This is a genomic window from Blautia sp. HA9023 (genome assembly GCF_056504095.1).
Map to the genome: position 1 here is coordinate 763,718 of NZ_JBWLUR010000008.1, position 14,649 is coordinate 778,366.

General features: G+C 44.9%; 13 protein-coding genes and 1 other annotated feature. Of the genes, 11 read left to right on the forward strand and 2 right to left on the reverse strand.

The genetic code is table 11. The features are described 5' to 3' along the window. The first annotated feature begins 47 nt into the window (after positions 1–47). From AC04Q6_RS13495 to thrS, 8 genes are all read left to right on the forward strand, one after another. A complete protein-coding gene (locus AC04Q6_RS13495; RefSeq protein WP_021977633.1) occupies positions 48–1,403 on the forward strand; it encodes an MFS transporter in 1,356 nt (451 codons plus the stop codon). Beyond that, on the forward strand, positions 1,403–2,515 hold the full coding sequence (locus AC04Q6_RS13500; protein WP_476389724.1) for an alpha-L-rhamnosidase-related protein: 1,113 nt from the start codon (positions 1,403–1,405) through the stop codon (positions 2,513–2,515). The genes AC04Q6_RS13495 and AC04Q6_RS13500 overlap by 1 nt, the downstream gene beginning before the upstream one ends. Then, on the forward strand, positions 2,448–2,972 hold the full coding sequence (locus AC04Q6_RS13505; RefSeq protein ID WP_476389725.1) for an alpha-L-rhamnosidase-related protein: 525 nt from the start codon (positions 2,448–2,450) through the stop codon (positions 2,970–2,972). The genes AC04Q6_RS13500 and AC04Q6_RS13505 overlap by 68 nt, the downstream gene beginning before the upstream one ends. 170 nt (positions 2,973–3,142) lie before the next feature. Beyond that, positions 3,143–3,376, forward strand: a complete 234-nt coding sequence (locus AC04Q6_RS13510; RefSeq protein ID WP_021977631.1) for an HPr family phosphocarrier protein — start codon at positions 3,143–3,145, stop codon at positions 3,374–3,376. 2 nt (positions 3,377–3,378) lie between these two features. Then, positions 3,379–5,892: a glycoside hydrolase family 3 protein gene (locus AC04Q6_RS13515; protein ID WP_118071191.1), complete on the forward strand. Its 2,514-nt coding sequence runs from the start codon at positions 3,379–3,381 to the stop codon at positions 5,890–5,892. Positions 5,893–6,159: 267 nt separating this feature from the next. After that, the gene (locus AC04Q6_RS13520; protein ID WP_021977629.1) at positions 6,160–6,669 is read left to right on the forward strand and encodes an SEC-C metal-binding domain-containing protein; all 510 of its coding nucleotides are present in this window, start codon (positions 6,160–6,162) and stop codon (positions 6,667–6,669) included. After that, positions 6,669–7,151, forward strand: coding sequence for a YdcF family protein (locus AC04Q6_RS13525; protein ID WP_118071190.1), 483 nt, complete (start codon positions 6,669–6,671; stop codon positions 7,149–7,151). Before AC04Q6_RS13520 ends, AC04Q6_RS13525 begins: the two co-directional genes overlap by 1 nt. A gap of 68 nt (positions 7,152–7,219) precedes the next feature. Next, positions 7,220–7,443: a binding site (T-box leader), on the forward strand. Positions 7,444–7,579: 136 nt separating this feature from the next. Continuing rightward, positions 7,580–9,541, forward strand: coding sequence for a threonine--tRNA ligase (thrS, locus tag AC04Q6_RS13530; protein WP_118071189.1), 1,962 nt, complete (start codon positions 7,580–7,582; stop codon positions 9,539–9,541). A gap of 109 nt (positions 9,542–9,650) precedes the next feature. On the opposite strand, the gene AC04Q6_RS13535 is transcribed toward thrS, so the two are convergent. Beyond that, positions 9,651–10,424, reverse strand: coding sequence for a sugar-binding domain-containing protein (locus AC04Q6_RS13535; RefSeq protein ID WP_119247844.1), 774 nt, complete (start codon positions 10,422–10,424; stop codon positions 9,651–9,653). Positions 10,425–10,804: 380 nt separating this feature from the next. Between AC04Q6_RS13535 and AC04Q6_RS13540 the strand changes: the two genes are divergently transcribed. Further along, entirely contained in the window at positions 10,805–11,773 is a 969-nt protein-coding gene (locus AC04Q6_RS13540) for an ArsR/SmtB family transcription factor (RefSeq protein ID WP_118071188.1), read from the forward strand. 10 nt (positions 11,774–11,783) lie between these two features. Here the strand turns inward: AC04Q6_RS13540 and AC04Q6_RS13545 are convergent, their stop codons facing one another. After that, entirely contained in the window at positions 11,784–12,650 is an 867-nt protein-coding gene (locus tag AC04Q6_RS13545; protein WP_021977624.1) for a shikimate dehydrogenase, read from the reverse strand. Positions 12,651–12,949: 299 nt separating this feature from the next. On the opposite strand from AC04Q6_RS13545, the gene AC04Q6_RS13550 reads away from it, so the two are divergent. Together AC04Q6_RS13550 and sigE are read left to right on the forward strand one after the other, a co-directional pair. Further along, positions 12,950–13,801, forward strand: coding sequence for a sigma-E processing peptidase SpoIIGA (locus tag AC04Q6_RS13550; protein ID WP_021977623.1), 852 nt, complete (start codon positions 12,950–12,952; stop codon positions 13,799–13,801). Between the two features lie 16 nt (positions 13,802–13,817). Next, on the forward strand, positions 13,818–14,543 hold the full coding sequence (gene sigE / locus AC04Q6_RS13555; RefSeq protein WP_021977622.1) for an RNA polymerase sporulation sigma factor SigE: 726 nt from the start codon (positions 13,818–13,820) through the stop codon (positions 14,541–14,543). Positions 14,544–14,649 lie beyond the last annotated feature (106 nt).

Genomic DNA, 14,649 nt, shown 5'->3' on the forward strand with positions numbered 1-14,649 from the left:
GGAAAAAGTGTACAGTAATGCCAGAAAGAAATTTGGAGGTAAAAGAGATGAACGAAGTTGAAAAGAAAGTAAAGATCGGCCTGTGGCGTCAGAGAATCGGTTATGGATCTTCCGATTTTGCCTGCAACCTGATCTGGCAGATGATCTCCCTGTATCTGCTGTATTTTTACACAAATGTCATGCATCTGAATGCCGGTGCAGTCAGTGTAATGTTCCTGGTAACAAAAGTAATTGACGGAATTTCCGACCTGATCGTAGGATTCCTCATTGACAAGACAAACACAAAATGGGGTAAATCAAGACCATGGATTCTGTTTGGTGCGGTTCCATTTGGTGTGGCTGCAGTCCTTGCATTCTCTGTACCGGATATCGGACAGACAGGTATGCTGATCTACGCATACATTACTTACATTCTGCTTTCCACTGCATACACCGTTGTAAATATCCCGATGGCATCCATTCTCCCGGCACTGAGCGAAGACCCGCATGAGAGAACCGTCCTTGCATCCTGCAGAACTTTCTTTTCATCCATCGGTTCCACTGTAGTCAGCGCTTTTGCCCTGACACTGGTAGACAAATTCGGAAACGGCAACGAGGCACTTGGATTCCGTATCGTTATGATGATCTTCGGTGTAGTCGGATGCCTTGTATTCTTCTTCTGCTTCTTTAACACAAAAGAGCGTGTAACCATCAAACAGGAAAAAGTCAGCCTTAAAGCAAACATTTCCTGTCTGCTCCACAACAAACCGTGGAAACTTTTTGCACTGAATATCGTCTGGTTCTTTGGTGGATTTGTGATCCAGGCAAGTGCGGTTATTTATTACTTTACTTATGTTGTACAGAACACGACACTGGTACAGATCGTTGCGACCATCACAACACTGGTACCAATCGTAGCAAATCTTTGTGCACCGTTCCTTGTAAAACTCACATCAAAACGAAATCTGATGGTTGGAGGAAGTTTTGTACATATGGGTGGTCTTCTGATCATCTTCTTTGGCGGCACAAATGTTCCGGTTCTTCTGGCTGGTGCGGTGATCGCGGCAGCAGGATACGGACTGAAGGGAAGTATGCATTTTGCAATGCAGCCGGACCCTGTTGATTATGGTGAGTGGAAATCCGGTGTAAATACAGCCGGAACTCTTTCCGCAGTAAATGGTTTCATTGGAAAAGTGGGAATGGCTATCGCCAGCAGTATCGGTGCGGCACTTCTTCAGTTTGGTGGATTTGACGCAAACCTTGCAACACAGACAGCAACGGCTCAGACTTATATCACAGCAATGTACATCTGGGTGCCGATCATCACAAATATCGCAACAATTATCACAATGATGTTCTATGATCTGGATAAGATCTATCCGCAGATCGTCAAAGAACTGGATGAAAGGAGAGCAAACGCATAATGCCAGAGGTAAGCAGTGACCTTGAGATGGTCCGTGTGACCAATGAGGATTTTGTAAAAAAAGCAGAAGCATGCACACCAAAGTTACGGGAAACGGTAGTTCGTCCGGTTTCTATCGTAGATATCGTAAAAACAGAAGATGTTTATCCGGAAGTTCATAAAAAAGATGAGATCGGAAATCTTTCCAGCTATCACCTGGCAAAAGGAGATAAGATCTGTCTGGATTTAGAAGATCATCAGGTGGGATATGTGACCCTGAAACTGAACTCCGTAGGAAGCCCTCAGGATGCACCGGCATTTTTCAGACTGAAATTCGGTGAGATTGCCAAGGAGATGACAGAGGACTCCGCAGATTATGATGGGTGGATCAGCCGTGGATGGATCCAGGAAGAGTTTATCCATGTCGATGTCCTTCCGGCAGAGCTGAAGCTTCCAAGAAGATATGCATTCCGCTATATGGAGATCGAGGTGATAGATACATCACTGAAATGGCAGATGGTAGTGGAAGATGTATCCTGTGTCAGTGTTTCCGCTGTCAGTATGGAAGATGTAAAGCCGGTGGAAAGTGAGGATGAAATGATCCGAAAACTGGACCGTGTCAGCCTCCGTACCCTGCAAAACTGTATGCAGTCCGTATTCGAGGACGGACCAAAGAGAGACCGTCGTCTGTGGCTTGGCGACTTAAGGCTCCAGGCACTTGCGAACTATGAGACCTTCCACAACATGGATCTGGTAAAAAGATGTCTGTATCTGTTCGCTGGACAGACAAAGGATAATGGCCAGGTCAGCGCCTGCCTTTTCACAGAACCGAAATTTATCGTGGATGATACCTTCCTTCTGGATTATTCCATGTTCTTTGGAGCAACCCTCTGTGACTACTACGAAGCGTCCGGTGACAGGGAAACTTTAAAAGATTTAAGTGCCTGTGCATATCGTCAGATGGAAATTGCGAAAGAGCAGTTTGATGAAAAGGAACTTATGAAAAAAGGAGATGGTTTCTGGGGCTTTATCGACTGGACGGAATGGTCTGAACAAGCAGAGCGCAATGCAGGGTGTTTATATATACTGTGCAAAGAAGGTACAGAAGATCGCAGAAATCCTCGGAGACGCTGAAAAAGCCGAAGAGATGAAAAAAGAAGCTGCGGCGAAAACAGCAGCTGCGAAAAAATATCTTTTTGATAAAGAGAGCGGCCTTTTCATAAGCGGAGAGGAAAAACAGATCAATTATGCAAGTCAGGTATGGCTGATCCTGGCAGGCGCGGTAGACAGCGCAGAGGGAGCAGAAATCCTGGACCGTCTGGTGGAGTTAAAACCGGAAAAAGGAATGGTTTCTCCGTACATGAACCATCATTTTGTGGAAGCACTTCTGATGTGCGGAAAAAGAGACCAGGCAATGGAATATATGAAATATTACTGGGGCGGAATGTTAAGCCACGGTGCAGATACATTCTGGGAACTTTACAATCCGGAAAATCCGGCGGAATCTCCTTATGGAAGCAGCATTGTCAACAGCTACTGCCATGCATGGAGCTGCACCCCGACGTATCTTCTCAGGAAGTACTTTAACTAAATCAAGTAAGTCCCCTGCGAGGGGGACTTGCTTGTATCAGGAGGAGCGTAGCTCCTTCTGATAAACTGCGTAGCAGTTATTTGGTGTAGAGCTACGTAGCGAATGCGGATGCTTTTATCCGCTTGCTCAAAATATCCGCTTGAATTTAACTGGAAAAGGAGAGTCTGATTATGGTAAAATTAACAGTAAACATCGTATCCATGCAGGATGCAGATAAATTCAATAAACTTTGCAGCAAATTTGACTGCGACATGGATCTGCAGAGCGGTAAATATTATGTAGATGCAAAATCGATCATGGGAATCTTCAGCCTTGATCTTTCCAAGCCGCTAGTCCTGAATGCAGGTACAGATGACGAACAGAAAATAAAAGAAACATTTGCAGATTTTATCAGAGAGGAATAATCATGACACGTATTTTGAAAGAGAGAAAATTTTCCGGCACTACAGATCCCAAAGTGCAGCCATGGGAATTGGAACATCGTAAAGTGGCCCGCCGTGCAGCGGCAGAGGGAATCGTTTTACTAAAAAATGAAGATCATATCCTTCCGCTGAAAGCAGGAAGTAAAGTGGCACTTTATGGTGCCGGTGCAGGCAGGACCATCAAGGGAGGAACCGGCTCCGGAGATGTCAATGAGCGTGAACGCGTATCTGTTTTTCAGGGAATGAAAAATGCCGGATTCCAGGTGACAACAGAAGCGTGGATCGAAAGCTACGACCAGATCTATGAAAATGCACGTCAGGAGTGGAAGAGAAGTATCCTTTCAAAAACAGGAGAAGGTGCAGATACCATGGATTTCTTTACGGTATACAGCACCACTCCCTTTAAGATGCCGGCAGGAGATCCGATCCAGAAACCAGCCGAAGGAGAAGATACAGAAAACGCGATCTATGTTCTGAGCCGGATCGCAGGAGAAGGATCAGACCGTACTGCTGACAAAGGCGATTATGATCTCAGTGAAGAAGAGCATCAGATGCTGGCAGATATCTGTGCTTATTATAAGAATGTGGTTGTTGTGATCAATGCAGGTGCACAGGTGGATCTTTCCTTTATGGATGAGTTCCGCAATATCAGAGCCCTTCTGGTGATCGTACAGCCTGGAATGGAAGGCGGAAATGCCTTTGCGGATATCCTGTCCGGTAAGGTGAACCCATCCGGTAAACTGGCAGATACCTGGGCTTATAAATATGAGGATTATCCCAGCTCCGAGAAGTTTTCACATAATAACGGAAATGTGGAAACAGAGCTTTATGATGAGGGAATTTATGTGGGATACCGCTATTTTGATACTTTTGAAGTTCCGGTGCGCTATGGATTCGGTTACGGTCTTTCCTATACAGACTTTGAGATCACCGGATGTGCTCTGAAAGCGGTATCAGCAGAAAAGATCCGTGTTACGGCAACGGTCAGAAATACGGGAAATGTTTCCGGTAAAGAAGTCGTACAGGTTTACGCATCCCTGCCGGGCGGCATCCTCGAAAAAGAAGCACACCGTCTTGCAGCCTATGCAAAGACAAACGAGCTGAAACCGGGAGAAGCACAGGAAGTTACCATGGAAGTAAAGATGGATGGGCTGACTTCTTATGATGAGAAGAGAGCTGCATGGATCCTTGAGAGTGGTTTTTATGGCATATGGGTCGGAAACAGTCTTGCATCAGCAAAACTCTGCGGAGGCATAAAACTGGATCAGGAAGTGATCCGAAGACAGGTCAGAAATCTTTTCCCGCTGAAACAGGAACTGGAAGAAATTTCTCAGGAAGCATCCAAAACAGCAAAACGTGCGGCGGCAGCAGCGCAGCAGGCGAAAGAGGAGGAACTGACTGTTCTTAACATTCGTGGAGCAGACATTGCTACCGAGACTGTGGAATATAAGAAGAATGCAGACCTCTATGAAAAAGAAGCAATGGATTTTGTAAATACCTTGTCAGAAGAAGATCTGATCGATCTGGCAGCAGGAGATCCGGGCAAAGCACAGGGTGGCAATCTTGGCGCAGCAGGAATTTCCGTTCCAGGTTCTGCAGGTGAAACCCATCGCTGTGCAGTAGACAAAGGTCTTGCAAGCATCGTTCTGGCAGACGGACCGGCAGGACTTCGCCTGATGAAGTATTATCATGTAAATGACGGAAGCATTGTTTCCATGCCATTTGAGTTCAGTCTGGAAGGTGGATTGTTCTATGACGATTCCAGAGAACTTCCGGGAGAAAGATATTATCAGTACTGTACTGCGATCCCGGTAGGAACACTGCTTGCGCAGACCTGGAACCGGGAGCTGATCCGTGAAGTGGGAGCCATGATCGGAATAGAGATGGAACATTTCGGAGTAACACTCTGGTTGGCACCGGGAATGAATATCCACAGAAATCCTCTCTGCGGAAGAAACTTCGAATACTATTCCGAAGACCCGTATGTATCCGGAACCATTGCGGCAGCTATGACAGAAGGTGTTCAGTCCAATTATGGATGTGGAACGACCATCAAACATTTTGCCTGCAACAATCAGGAAGACAATCGTATGGGATCAGACAGTGTTGTGTCTGAGCGTGCACTTCGCGAAGTTTATCTCAAAGGATTTGAAATTGCGGTAAAAGAAGCACAGCCAATGTCCATCATGACCAGTTACAATCTGATCAACGGTATTCATGCGGCAAACAATTATGATCTCTGTACAGAGTCCGCCAGAAACGAATGGGGATTTAAAGGAGCGATCATGACAGACTGGACGACTACAGAACAGGGAGACAGCTGTACAGCATCCGGCTGCATGAGAGCGGGAAATGACCTGGTAATGCCGGGATGTTTCGGAGATCATGACAATCTCAGAAAAGGACTGAAAGAGGGAACACTTAAGATCGAGGACCTGCGCGCATGCATTGCACGTCTGGTAAGTGTGATCTGGAAGTCCAATCAGTACCTTCAGTAAAATAAACAGGATATGATATAAGACACATAGGAAAAGGACAGTGAATGGGAAAAGTTGCTGTCCTTTTTCGTGATTTTCCAAAAAAATATTCTGCACAGTACAGTGACGGCTGCAGGTGAGAAAGTATCTTTTTTATGTGGATTTTTGTGGATATGAGATAGATGTATTTGCTTTCTTCACCAAAAGATGATATAATAAACAAAAATTGCGAAGCGGAATGAAACGGCCGCTTTATTCATCTAAAATTTTGGAAAAGAGGATCAGACAATGAGCGATATGACAATTCTTGAGCAGTGGCGTTCCGTTGCTTATAATCAGAATGCAGATAAGAATAAGCTTCAGCGCTTCTGGGCAACTTATTTTAACATTGAGAAGAACATTTACGAGCAGCTTCTGGAGAACCCGGATGAGGTTGTTTCCGGAACTGTTAAAGAGCTTGCTGAGAAATACGGTCAGGATGTTATGACTATGGTTGGTTTCCTTGACGGAATCAACGACAGCCTGAAGGTTCCGAACCCGATCGAGACTATGGATGAGAACACCAAGGTTAACCTTGCATTTGATAAAGAAGCTCTCTATAAGAACATGGTAGACGCCAAGGCTGACTGGCTTTACAACCTTCCTCAGTGGGACAAGATTTTCACAGAAGAGAAGAAGAAAGCTCTCTACATGGAGCAGAAGAAATCCGGCACAGTTGTGAAACCACACAAAGTCGGAAGAAACGATCCGTGCCCATGCGGAAGCGGCAAGAAATACAAATACTGCTGCGGAAGATAATGAGTGTAAAGAAGAATCTGGATTACATTATCGTGTTAGGTGCCCACGTGGACGGAACACGGATGACACTTGCCCTTCTGGAACGAGCCAGAAGGGCTCTTCTTTATCTTAAGGAGAATCCTGGCACAAGGGCAGTTCTCTCCGGTGGAAAAGGTGACGGAGAAAACATTTCCGAGGCAGAGGCCATGTACCGTTATCTCATCGGACATGGGATAGAGGGGAACAGATTGATCCTGGAAGAAGAGTCCACCAGCACGAAGGAGAATCTGGAATTCAGCCGCAGGAAGATCGGAACCACAGATTGTTCCATAGGCGTGGTGACCAACAATTTTCATGTATGGAGAGGAGCAGCTATTGCAAGGAAATGCGGCTTCCGGGAAGTTGTTATGGTACCTTCCAGATATCGAAGCTGGCGTCTTCTGGTCTACATTCCAAGAGAAATTCTGGCAATCATCAAGGATAAAATGATGGGAAATCTGTGAAAATTTTTTTTAAACATGCGTTGACAAATAAAAATGCTGCGCTTATAATGAACCACAGAAAAAGAAATAAAAACACGTTGACGAGACGAGTAAACTGTGAAATGTTACAGAGAGAGATGTGAAGTGCTGGAAACATCTTATCGGGAAACAGTTGAAAACTACCTCCGAGTGGCCCCAATCCGGTCCGGTGATTCCGTTATCATCATAATTGAGAGGCTTTGTATTTGACAGGTATCTGTTTATATGGAGCAAGCAGGGTGGAACCGCGAGAATGAATAAACTCGTCCCTTACAGTGCGTGATGTACTGTAAGGGATTTTTTTATTCCGGAGAAAATTACTCCACAGTATTTTCCGGGAAAAGATCTCCGGTACAGGAAAATGCACTGTGTATCATAGAAACTCGTTGAAAACGAAAGGAGAAACAATCATGATTATTACATTAAAAGACGGCTCAAAAAAAGAATACTCAGAAGCAAGATCAGTGATCGATATCGCATATGACATCAGCGAAGGCCTTGCACGTGCTGCATGTGCAGGAGAAGTAAACGGAGAGGTTGTAGATCTTCGTACAGTCCTTGAGGATGACTGTGAGCTTAACATCCTTACAGCAAGAGATGAGAAGGGCCTTGCAGTTCTCCGTCATACAGCATCTCATGTAATGGCACAGGCTGTACAGAATCTGTATCCGGAGGCAAAGGTTGCCATCGGACCATCCATTGATACAGGATTCTACTATGATTTCGACCACGAGCCATTTTCCCGTGAGGATCTTGATGCCATCGAAAAAGAGATGAAGAAGATCATCAAAAAAGGCGCAAAGATTGAGCGTTTCACAAAATCCCGTGAGGATGCCATCGCATACTTCAAAGAGAAAAATGAGCCATATAAGGTAGAGCTGATCGAGGATCTTCCGGAGGGAGAGGAGATTTCCTTCTATTCCCAGGGAGACTGGACAGACCTCTGTGCAGGACCACACCTGATGAGCGTAAAAGGAGTCAAAGCATTCAAGCTTCTTTCTTCTTCCAGCGCATACTGGAGAGGAAGCGAGAAAAACGCAATGCTCACACGTATCTACGGAACTGCATATGCAACAAAGGATGAGCTGAAAGAGCATCTGGAGCAGATGGAAGAGGCTAAGAGACGCGATCATAACAAACTTGGCCGTGAGATGAAGATCTTCACAACAGTAGACGTAATCGGACAGGGACTTCCGCTTATCATGCCAAACGGTGTGATCATGATGCAGGAGCTTCAGCGCTGGATCGAGGATGAGGAGACAAAACGTGGCTATGTAAGAACAAAAACTCCTCTGATGGCAAAGAGTGATCTCTACAAGATCTCCGGACACTGGGATCATTACAAAGACGGCATGTTCGTACTTGGGGACGAGGAAAAGGACAAAGAGGTTTACGCACTTCGTCCGATGACATGCCCGTTCCAGTACTATGTATACAAAGCAGAGCAGCACAGCTACCGTGATCTGCCGATCCGTCTGGGCGAGACATCCACACTGTTCCGTAACGAGGATTCCGGTGAGATGCATGGCCTGACACGAGTTCGTCAGTTTACGATTTCCGAGGGACATCTGATCGTAAGACCGGACCAGATGGTAAAAGAGTTCAAAGACTGTATCGCACTTGCACAGTACTGCCTGCAGGTACTTGGTGTTGAGGAAGATGTAACCTATCACCTTTCCAAATGGGACCCGACAAACAAAGAGAAATATATCGGTGAGCCGGAAGTATGGGAGGAGACAGAGGGTCATATCCGCCAGATGCTGAACGAGCTGAACATTCCGTTCACAGAGGATGTAGGAGAGGCTGCTTTCTACGGACCGAAGGTTGATATCAATGCCAAGAACGTATACGGAAAAGAAGACACCATGATCACAATCCAGTGGGATGCACTTCTTGCAGAACAGTTTGATATGTACTATATTGATGAGAACGGCGACAAACAGCGTCCGTACATCATCCACCGTACATCTATGGGATGCTATGAGAGAACTCTTGCATGGCTCATTGAGAAGTATGCAGGAATGTTCCCGACATGGCTCTGCCCGGAGCAGGTTCGTGTGATCCCGATCTCCGAGAAGTTCAACGATTATGCGCAGAAGGTAGAGGCCCAGATGAAAGAGGCAGGCATCCGCTGCTCCGTAGACGGACGTTCTGAGAAGATGGGATACAAGATCCGTGAGGCACGTCTTGAGAGAGTACCATACATGCTTATCGTTGGTGCAAAAGAGGAAGAAGAGGGCAAGGTTTCCGTAAGAAGCCGTTACCTTGGTGATGAAGGAATGAAAGATCTTGGCGAGTTCATCAGCTTCATCAAAGAAGAGATCAAGAACAAGACTATCCGTAAGATCGAAGTTCAGGAAGAAAAGAAATAAGAAGATATAAAATAACATAACCAAACTCCCGCTGACAGAGACAGCTGTTTATAGCTGCCTGTTGGTGGGAGTTTTTTTGCAGGGAATACCTCCGTAAAGTCAGGAGTTATTAATGAAGATGAAGAATATCTTCTTTCAAAATCTGGAGCTGAAGCATTTCGCCCATATTGCGCTGCCGGTTGGTTTCAAACAGGGTATCTGCCCGTAATTCGATACCATCGCAGTCTATGGTGTAGGAAATGGTAGTTCCACGCAGCATCACACCGGTGATCTTTCCCTGGAAATGCACGGCATCATTCAACGTTTCCGGAGAAATCAGGACGGCTTCCGGGCGGATTGCGACAAAGTCACAGTCTGAGGAAAGACCGCACAGTTTTTCCAGGTGAGCTTCATTTACCGGCTCCAGCCATACGGACTGCCAGATGCCGCTGGACTGCGTGTACCAGATAAACTCGCCGGATGATTTCCAGAACTGTTTGCCTCTGGGAACGGTTTCATCATGCAGGTAATCGGTAACTGCCACGGTGAGTGTTTCTTCACCTCCGGAAAGAAAATCTGTGATATCAAAGGTGAAGGAGGACTGACCGCCTTCATGAAAGCCGACACAATGATCGTTGATAAATACGCTGCATTTGTAGTCAACAGCTCCGAAGTGAAGAAGAATTCTCTGACCGATCCACTCTGCCGGGATAAAAAAATTTCGCTGATAGGTGATTCTGTCAGAAGTAAGTTCTTTCTGAAACCCGCTGAGTCTGCTCTGGGGCGGGAAGGGAACCTGGATTTTTACGGGAGTTTTGTCGGTTCCGTCCTGAAAATTCCAGGTACCATTTAAAGGCATCCATTTCTCCCGGATGAAATCAGGGCGCGGATATTCATTTCTCATAGAGTTAAATCCTTTCTTTGAGTAAAATCAATATTGAAATATCCGTAATGGGTATTGCCCGGGATATAAAAAGAATGTTGTCAGGTTACGCTGGCTGCCATATAATAGGGTTAATAAATTTATTACATAATTACTGGAAGTAGAGGAAAAAACGAAGCTTCAAAAAGTTTTTTCTCTTTTTTATACTCATAATTGTAGTCATAAAATTCGAAAAAATCAATGGTTTTAATGCAAAATGACGCAAATCTGCGATTGTAACAAGAATGTATAATGCAATTTGTATATATTTTTGAAAAAATGATATTTATTACATAAATAATGAAATAAATAAGAAAAGAAGCAGATATTCATTACATGAATCTTGAAACGGAGGAAAAAGAATGGCGGAAGAAAGAATCAGTCAGGGAATTACAACAGAAAAGGAACTGGAACTGAACCTGTCAACAGAGAGTCACAAACCATGGATCACAGCAATCGGAAAGGCGCTGTCTTCAGCGGTGCGGATTGATATTTTGAATCTGATAAAGGTGCATCCGCTGTCGCTGCAGGAAATTTCCAGAAGACTGGGAATCCCGTTATCTTCAACAGCGCTGCATATCAGCTGTCTGGAGGATGCTCATCTGGTATCTACAGAAAGCCAGCCGGGAATTCATGGCTCCATGAGAGTCTGCATGTGCGATTTTATTTCGTTTCATCTGGAAGCGTATGATACGGATATCAGCGCGGCGGAAAATACGCTGGTATACCAGATGCCCCTTGGAAATTATACAGATTTTCAGGTGGAACCTTCCTGTGGCCTGGCGGGAATGAACGGGGTAATTGATACTTTTGATGATCCAAGGTCTTTTTATTCGACGGACAGGCAGCAGGCGCAGCTGATCTGGTTCAGCCGGGGATATATAGAATATCGTTTTCCCAACAAAATAAATCCCCTCTGGAACATCCAGGAGATGAACTTTTCCATGGAACTCTGTTCGGAAGCACCTGGATATAATGCCCAGTGGCCGTCGGATATTACTTTTTCAGTTAATGGAACAGAGATTGGGACTTATACATGTCCGGGAGATCTGGGAGCAAGAAGAGGAAGACTGACACCAAATGTATGGCCCATAGGTCTGACGCAGTATGGATTTATGACAGGAGTTTCTCTGCGAAAAGATGGATGTTACATCAATGAGATTAAGGTGAACGATGAGAATATACTGGAAACCGTGCGCCTGTCAGGAAAACCGTATATTTCTCTGAGGATCGGAGTGCGCCCGGATGCCATAAATCAGGGTGGAATCAATCTCTTCGGAGAAAAATACGGAGATTTCCCACAGGGAATTAATATGCGGATCGTGTATTAACAGGGATGGATTATTTAAAATATTTCTCTCTTACAATCTCAACCGGCATATCCAGTCCGGTCCAGATGTGGAATGCTTTTACGCCCTGGTGAAGCAGCATGTACATTCCGTTAAAGGTTGGACATCCGGCTTCCCGGGCTTCTCTAAGAAGTCTTGTTTCTCTTGGTTCATACACAACATCGGCTACCGTAAGTTCCGGATGGAACAGAGTTTTGTCCGGGATGACTGTGCCGGTCACATCCGGAACCATTCCCACAGAGGTAGCGTTGATCAGAAGAGTGCTTTCTTCCAGTGCGTCTTTCAGAGCGGCGTGATCATCCATCTCATGAAGGATCATCTGACATTCTGTCATATGAGACATTTTTTCTGCCATGGCAGCGGCACGTTCCCAGTAACGGCTGGTAGGACGTGCAAAAACATGGATCTTTTTTGCACCTTCCAGGGCGGACTGTCCGCAGATTGCCATTCCGGCACCGCCCACACCCATAACGGTGATGGTGCGTCCCTTCACATCACAGCCTGCATCTCTGGCAGACTGGGTAAATCCATAACCATCGGTATTAAATCCCTTTAATTTTCCATTATCATTGCGGACGGTATTTACCGCTCCAATCAGCTGTGCGGTAGGAGAAAGTTCGTCCAGGAGCTCCACGATCTTATTCTTGTTTGGCATGGTCAGGTTAAAGCCCTTGATCCCGCAGGCTTTCAGTCCTTCCACTGCCTGGGGAAGGGTCTCCTCTGTCACATCAAAACAGAGATACACATAATCAAGCCCGAGGTAACGAAATGCTTCATTGTGCATTAAAGGTGATACGCTGTGTGCCACTGGGCTTCCCAGAAGGCCGGTAAGCCCGGTATGTCCGGTAATATTGATCATTGTTCGATTCCCTCCTGTATCTCATAAAATAGAATTTTTTTACGAAATATATAATAAAAAATATTTTAACACTATAAAGTGCGAAAATCAATAAATACACATATTGTACGGAAATTTATACATTTTTGTCGCTGATCCATAGAAAAAATCTATAAATGTCGATGCAGACAGAAATGCCCCGATAAGTTTGAAGAATCGACATCCAACTTTGACAAAATATGCACAGAGCCTGCCCTATAATAAATGTACTTACCAAAGTTGAGAATCAATGGCAGATAAAACAGCAGTGGGGGAGTCTTATGTATCAGAATATATACATAGATATCGTTTTTATGACGAATTTCCTTATGGATTATATGCTTTTAAGACTTGTGGGAAAATTTCTGCATCTTGACGGGAAACGCTTAAGATGCGTGTTATCCGCTGCCTTTGGATCTTTTGTATCCTGCCTGCTTCTTTGTGTACCTTTTAAGATTATTTTTCCTGCTGCTGTACTGATCCATGGCGGCTGCGCTTTTTTTATGGCATCCTTTGCTTTTCGCCTGAAAAAAGGAGGCCTTCTTGCGAAAACCATTCTGGCTTTGTATTTCACAGCTTTTGTGGTAGGCGGGATCTATCAGGCACTGGAAACGGAAAGGACCATGACGGTGAAAACATTTCTGCTTTTTGTGGCAGGGATTTACGGTGCATTTTATACACTGGGGTGTGCAGCCGAGACCTTCCGATTTGGCAGAAGGAATATTTATCCGGTCACGCTTAAATATCAGGGGAAGATACAGCAGACATATGGATTTTTTGATACGGGAAACTTCCTTATGGATCCCGTGAAAAAACAGCCGGTATCTGTTATAAAACAGGAACTTCTGGGAAGCCTGGTATCGGAAGAACTGGTAAAAAAACTGATGGATATCAGAGATAAGCCAGAGGGACTGGAAAATACGGAGCTTGTCAGTCTGCAGCCACATTTTCTGAGTTGTCGTACCGCAGATGGAAAAAAAGGATTGCTGCTGGCAGTGGTTCTTGACGAATTTCTGATCCAAACTCCCGGAAGGGTGGTACATGTGGGAAAACCAGTGCTTGCCATAACATCCGAGCCCTCAGCTTTGGGAGAAGAGTACGGGATACTTTTGAATTCCAGACTATTAAATTAAGAAGGGGGCTTATATTATGAACAGAGCAGCTGTAAGATCTTATCCATTTCAGGTGATCCAGAGGTTTATGATCAATCGACCGGGAGATGTTTTTTATATTGGGGGAAATGACATCCTTCCGGCACCGCTGCCGGCGGAGCGTGAAGCTGAAGTGATAGCAATGCTTGGGACAGAAAAGGAAAAAGAGGCAAAGGCCGTTCTGATCGAGCATAATCTCCGGCTTGTGGTTTATATTGCAAAAAAATTTGACAACACAGGAGTTAGTGTGGAAGATCTGATCTCTATCGGAACCATAGGACTTATAAAGGCTATCAATACATTTAATCCGGTAAAAAATATCAAACTTGCTACCTATGCATCCAGATGTATTGAAAATGAGATTTTGATGTACCTCCGGAGAAACAGCAAGACCAAGATGGAAGTTTCCATCGACGAGCCGTTGAATGTGGACTGGGATGGAAATGAGTTACTGCTTTCTGATATCCTGGGAACGGACGATGATGTGATCTCCAGACGTCTGGAAGATGAGGTGGAGATCGCGCTTCTGGGAAAAGCCATCAGTAAACTGACGAAGCGGGAGCAGATGATCATCCGTCTGCGTTTTGGAATCGGAAACCGGGAAGGAATGGAGAAAACACAGAAGGAGGTGGCAGATCTCCTGGGAATTTCACAGTCTTATATTTCACGCCTGGAAAAACGCATCATGAAGCGGCTGCGGAAAGAAATCGTGAAATATGAATAAATTAAAATAAAAAGTTTAAATATTTTAAAAAGCGTTATTGAAGGATAGCGCTTTTTTTGATACCATTTTTATAAACGGGGGATTCTTTGCAGGGGATATCAGAGGA

Coding starts and splice junctions, on each gene's coding strand:
- AC04Q6_RS13535 (WP_119247844.1), bottom strand. CDS start 10,424: ATGAGAAATGAATATCCGCGCCCTGATTTCATCCGGGAGAAATGGATG.
- AC04Q6_RS13550 (WP_021977623.1), top strand. CDS start 12,950: ATGTATCAGAATATATACATAGATATCGTTTTTATGACGAATTTCCTT.
- AC04Q6_RS13545 (WP_021977624.1), bottom strand. CDS start 12,650: ATGATCAATATTACCGGACATACCGGGCTTACCGGCCTTCTGGGAAGC.
- AC04Q6_RS13500 (WP_476389724.1), top strand. CDS start 1,403: ATGCCAGAGGTAAGCAGTGACCTTGAGATGGTCCGTGTGACCAATGAG.
- AC04Q6_RS13510 (WP_021977631.1), top strand. CDS start 3,143: ATGGTAAAATTAACAGTAAACATCGTATCCATGCAGGATGCAGATAAA.
- thrS (WP_118071189.1), top strand. CDS start 7,580: ATGATTATTACATTAAAAGACGGCTCAAAAAAAGAATACTCAGAAGCA.
- AC04Q6_RS13515 (WP_118071191.1), top strand. CDS start 3,379: ATGACACGTATTTTGAAAGAGAGAAAATTTTCCGGCACTACAGATCCC.
- AC04Q6_RS13495 (WP_021977633.1), top strand. CDS start 48: ATGAACGAAGTTGAAAAGAAAGTAAAGATCGGCCTGTGGCGTCAGAGA.
- AC04Q6_RS13540 (WP_118071188.1), top strand. CDS start 10,805: ATGGCGGAAGAAAGAATCAGTCAGGGAATTACAACAGAAAAGGAACTG.
- sigE (WP_021977622.1), top strand. CDS start 13,818: ATGAACAGAGCAGCTGTAAGATCTTATCCATTTCAGGTGATCCAGAGG.
- AC04Q6_RS13525 (WP_118071190.1), top strand. CDS start 6,669: ATGAGTGTAAAGAAGAATCTGGATTACATTATCGTGTTAGGTGCCCAC.
- AC04Q6_RS13520 (WP_021977629.1), top strand. CDS start 6,160: ATGAGCGATATGACAATTCTTGAGCAGTGGCGTTCCGTTGCTTATAAT.
- AC04Q6_RS13505 (WP_476389725.1), top strand. CDS start 2,448: ATGCAGGGTGTTTATATATACTGTGCAAAGAAGGTACAGAAGATCGCA.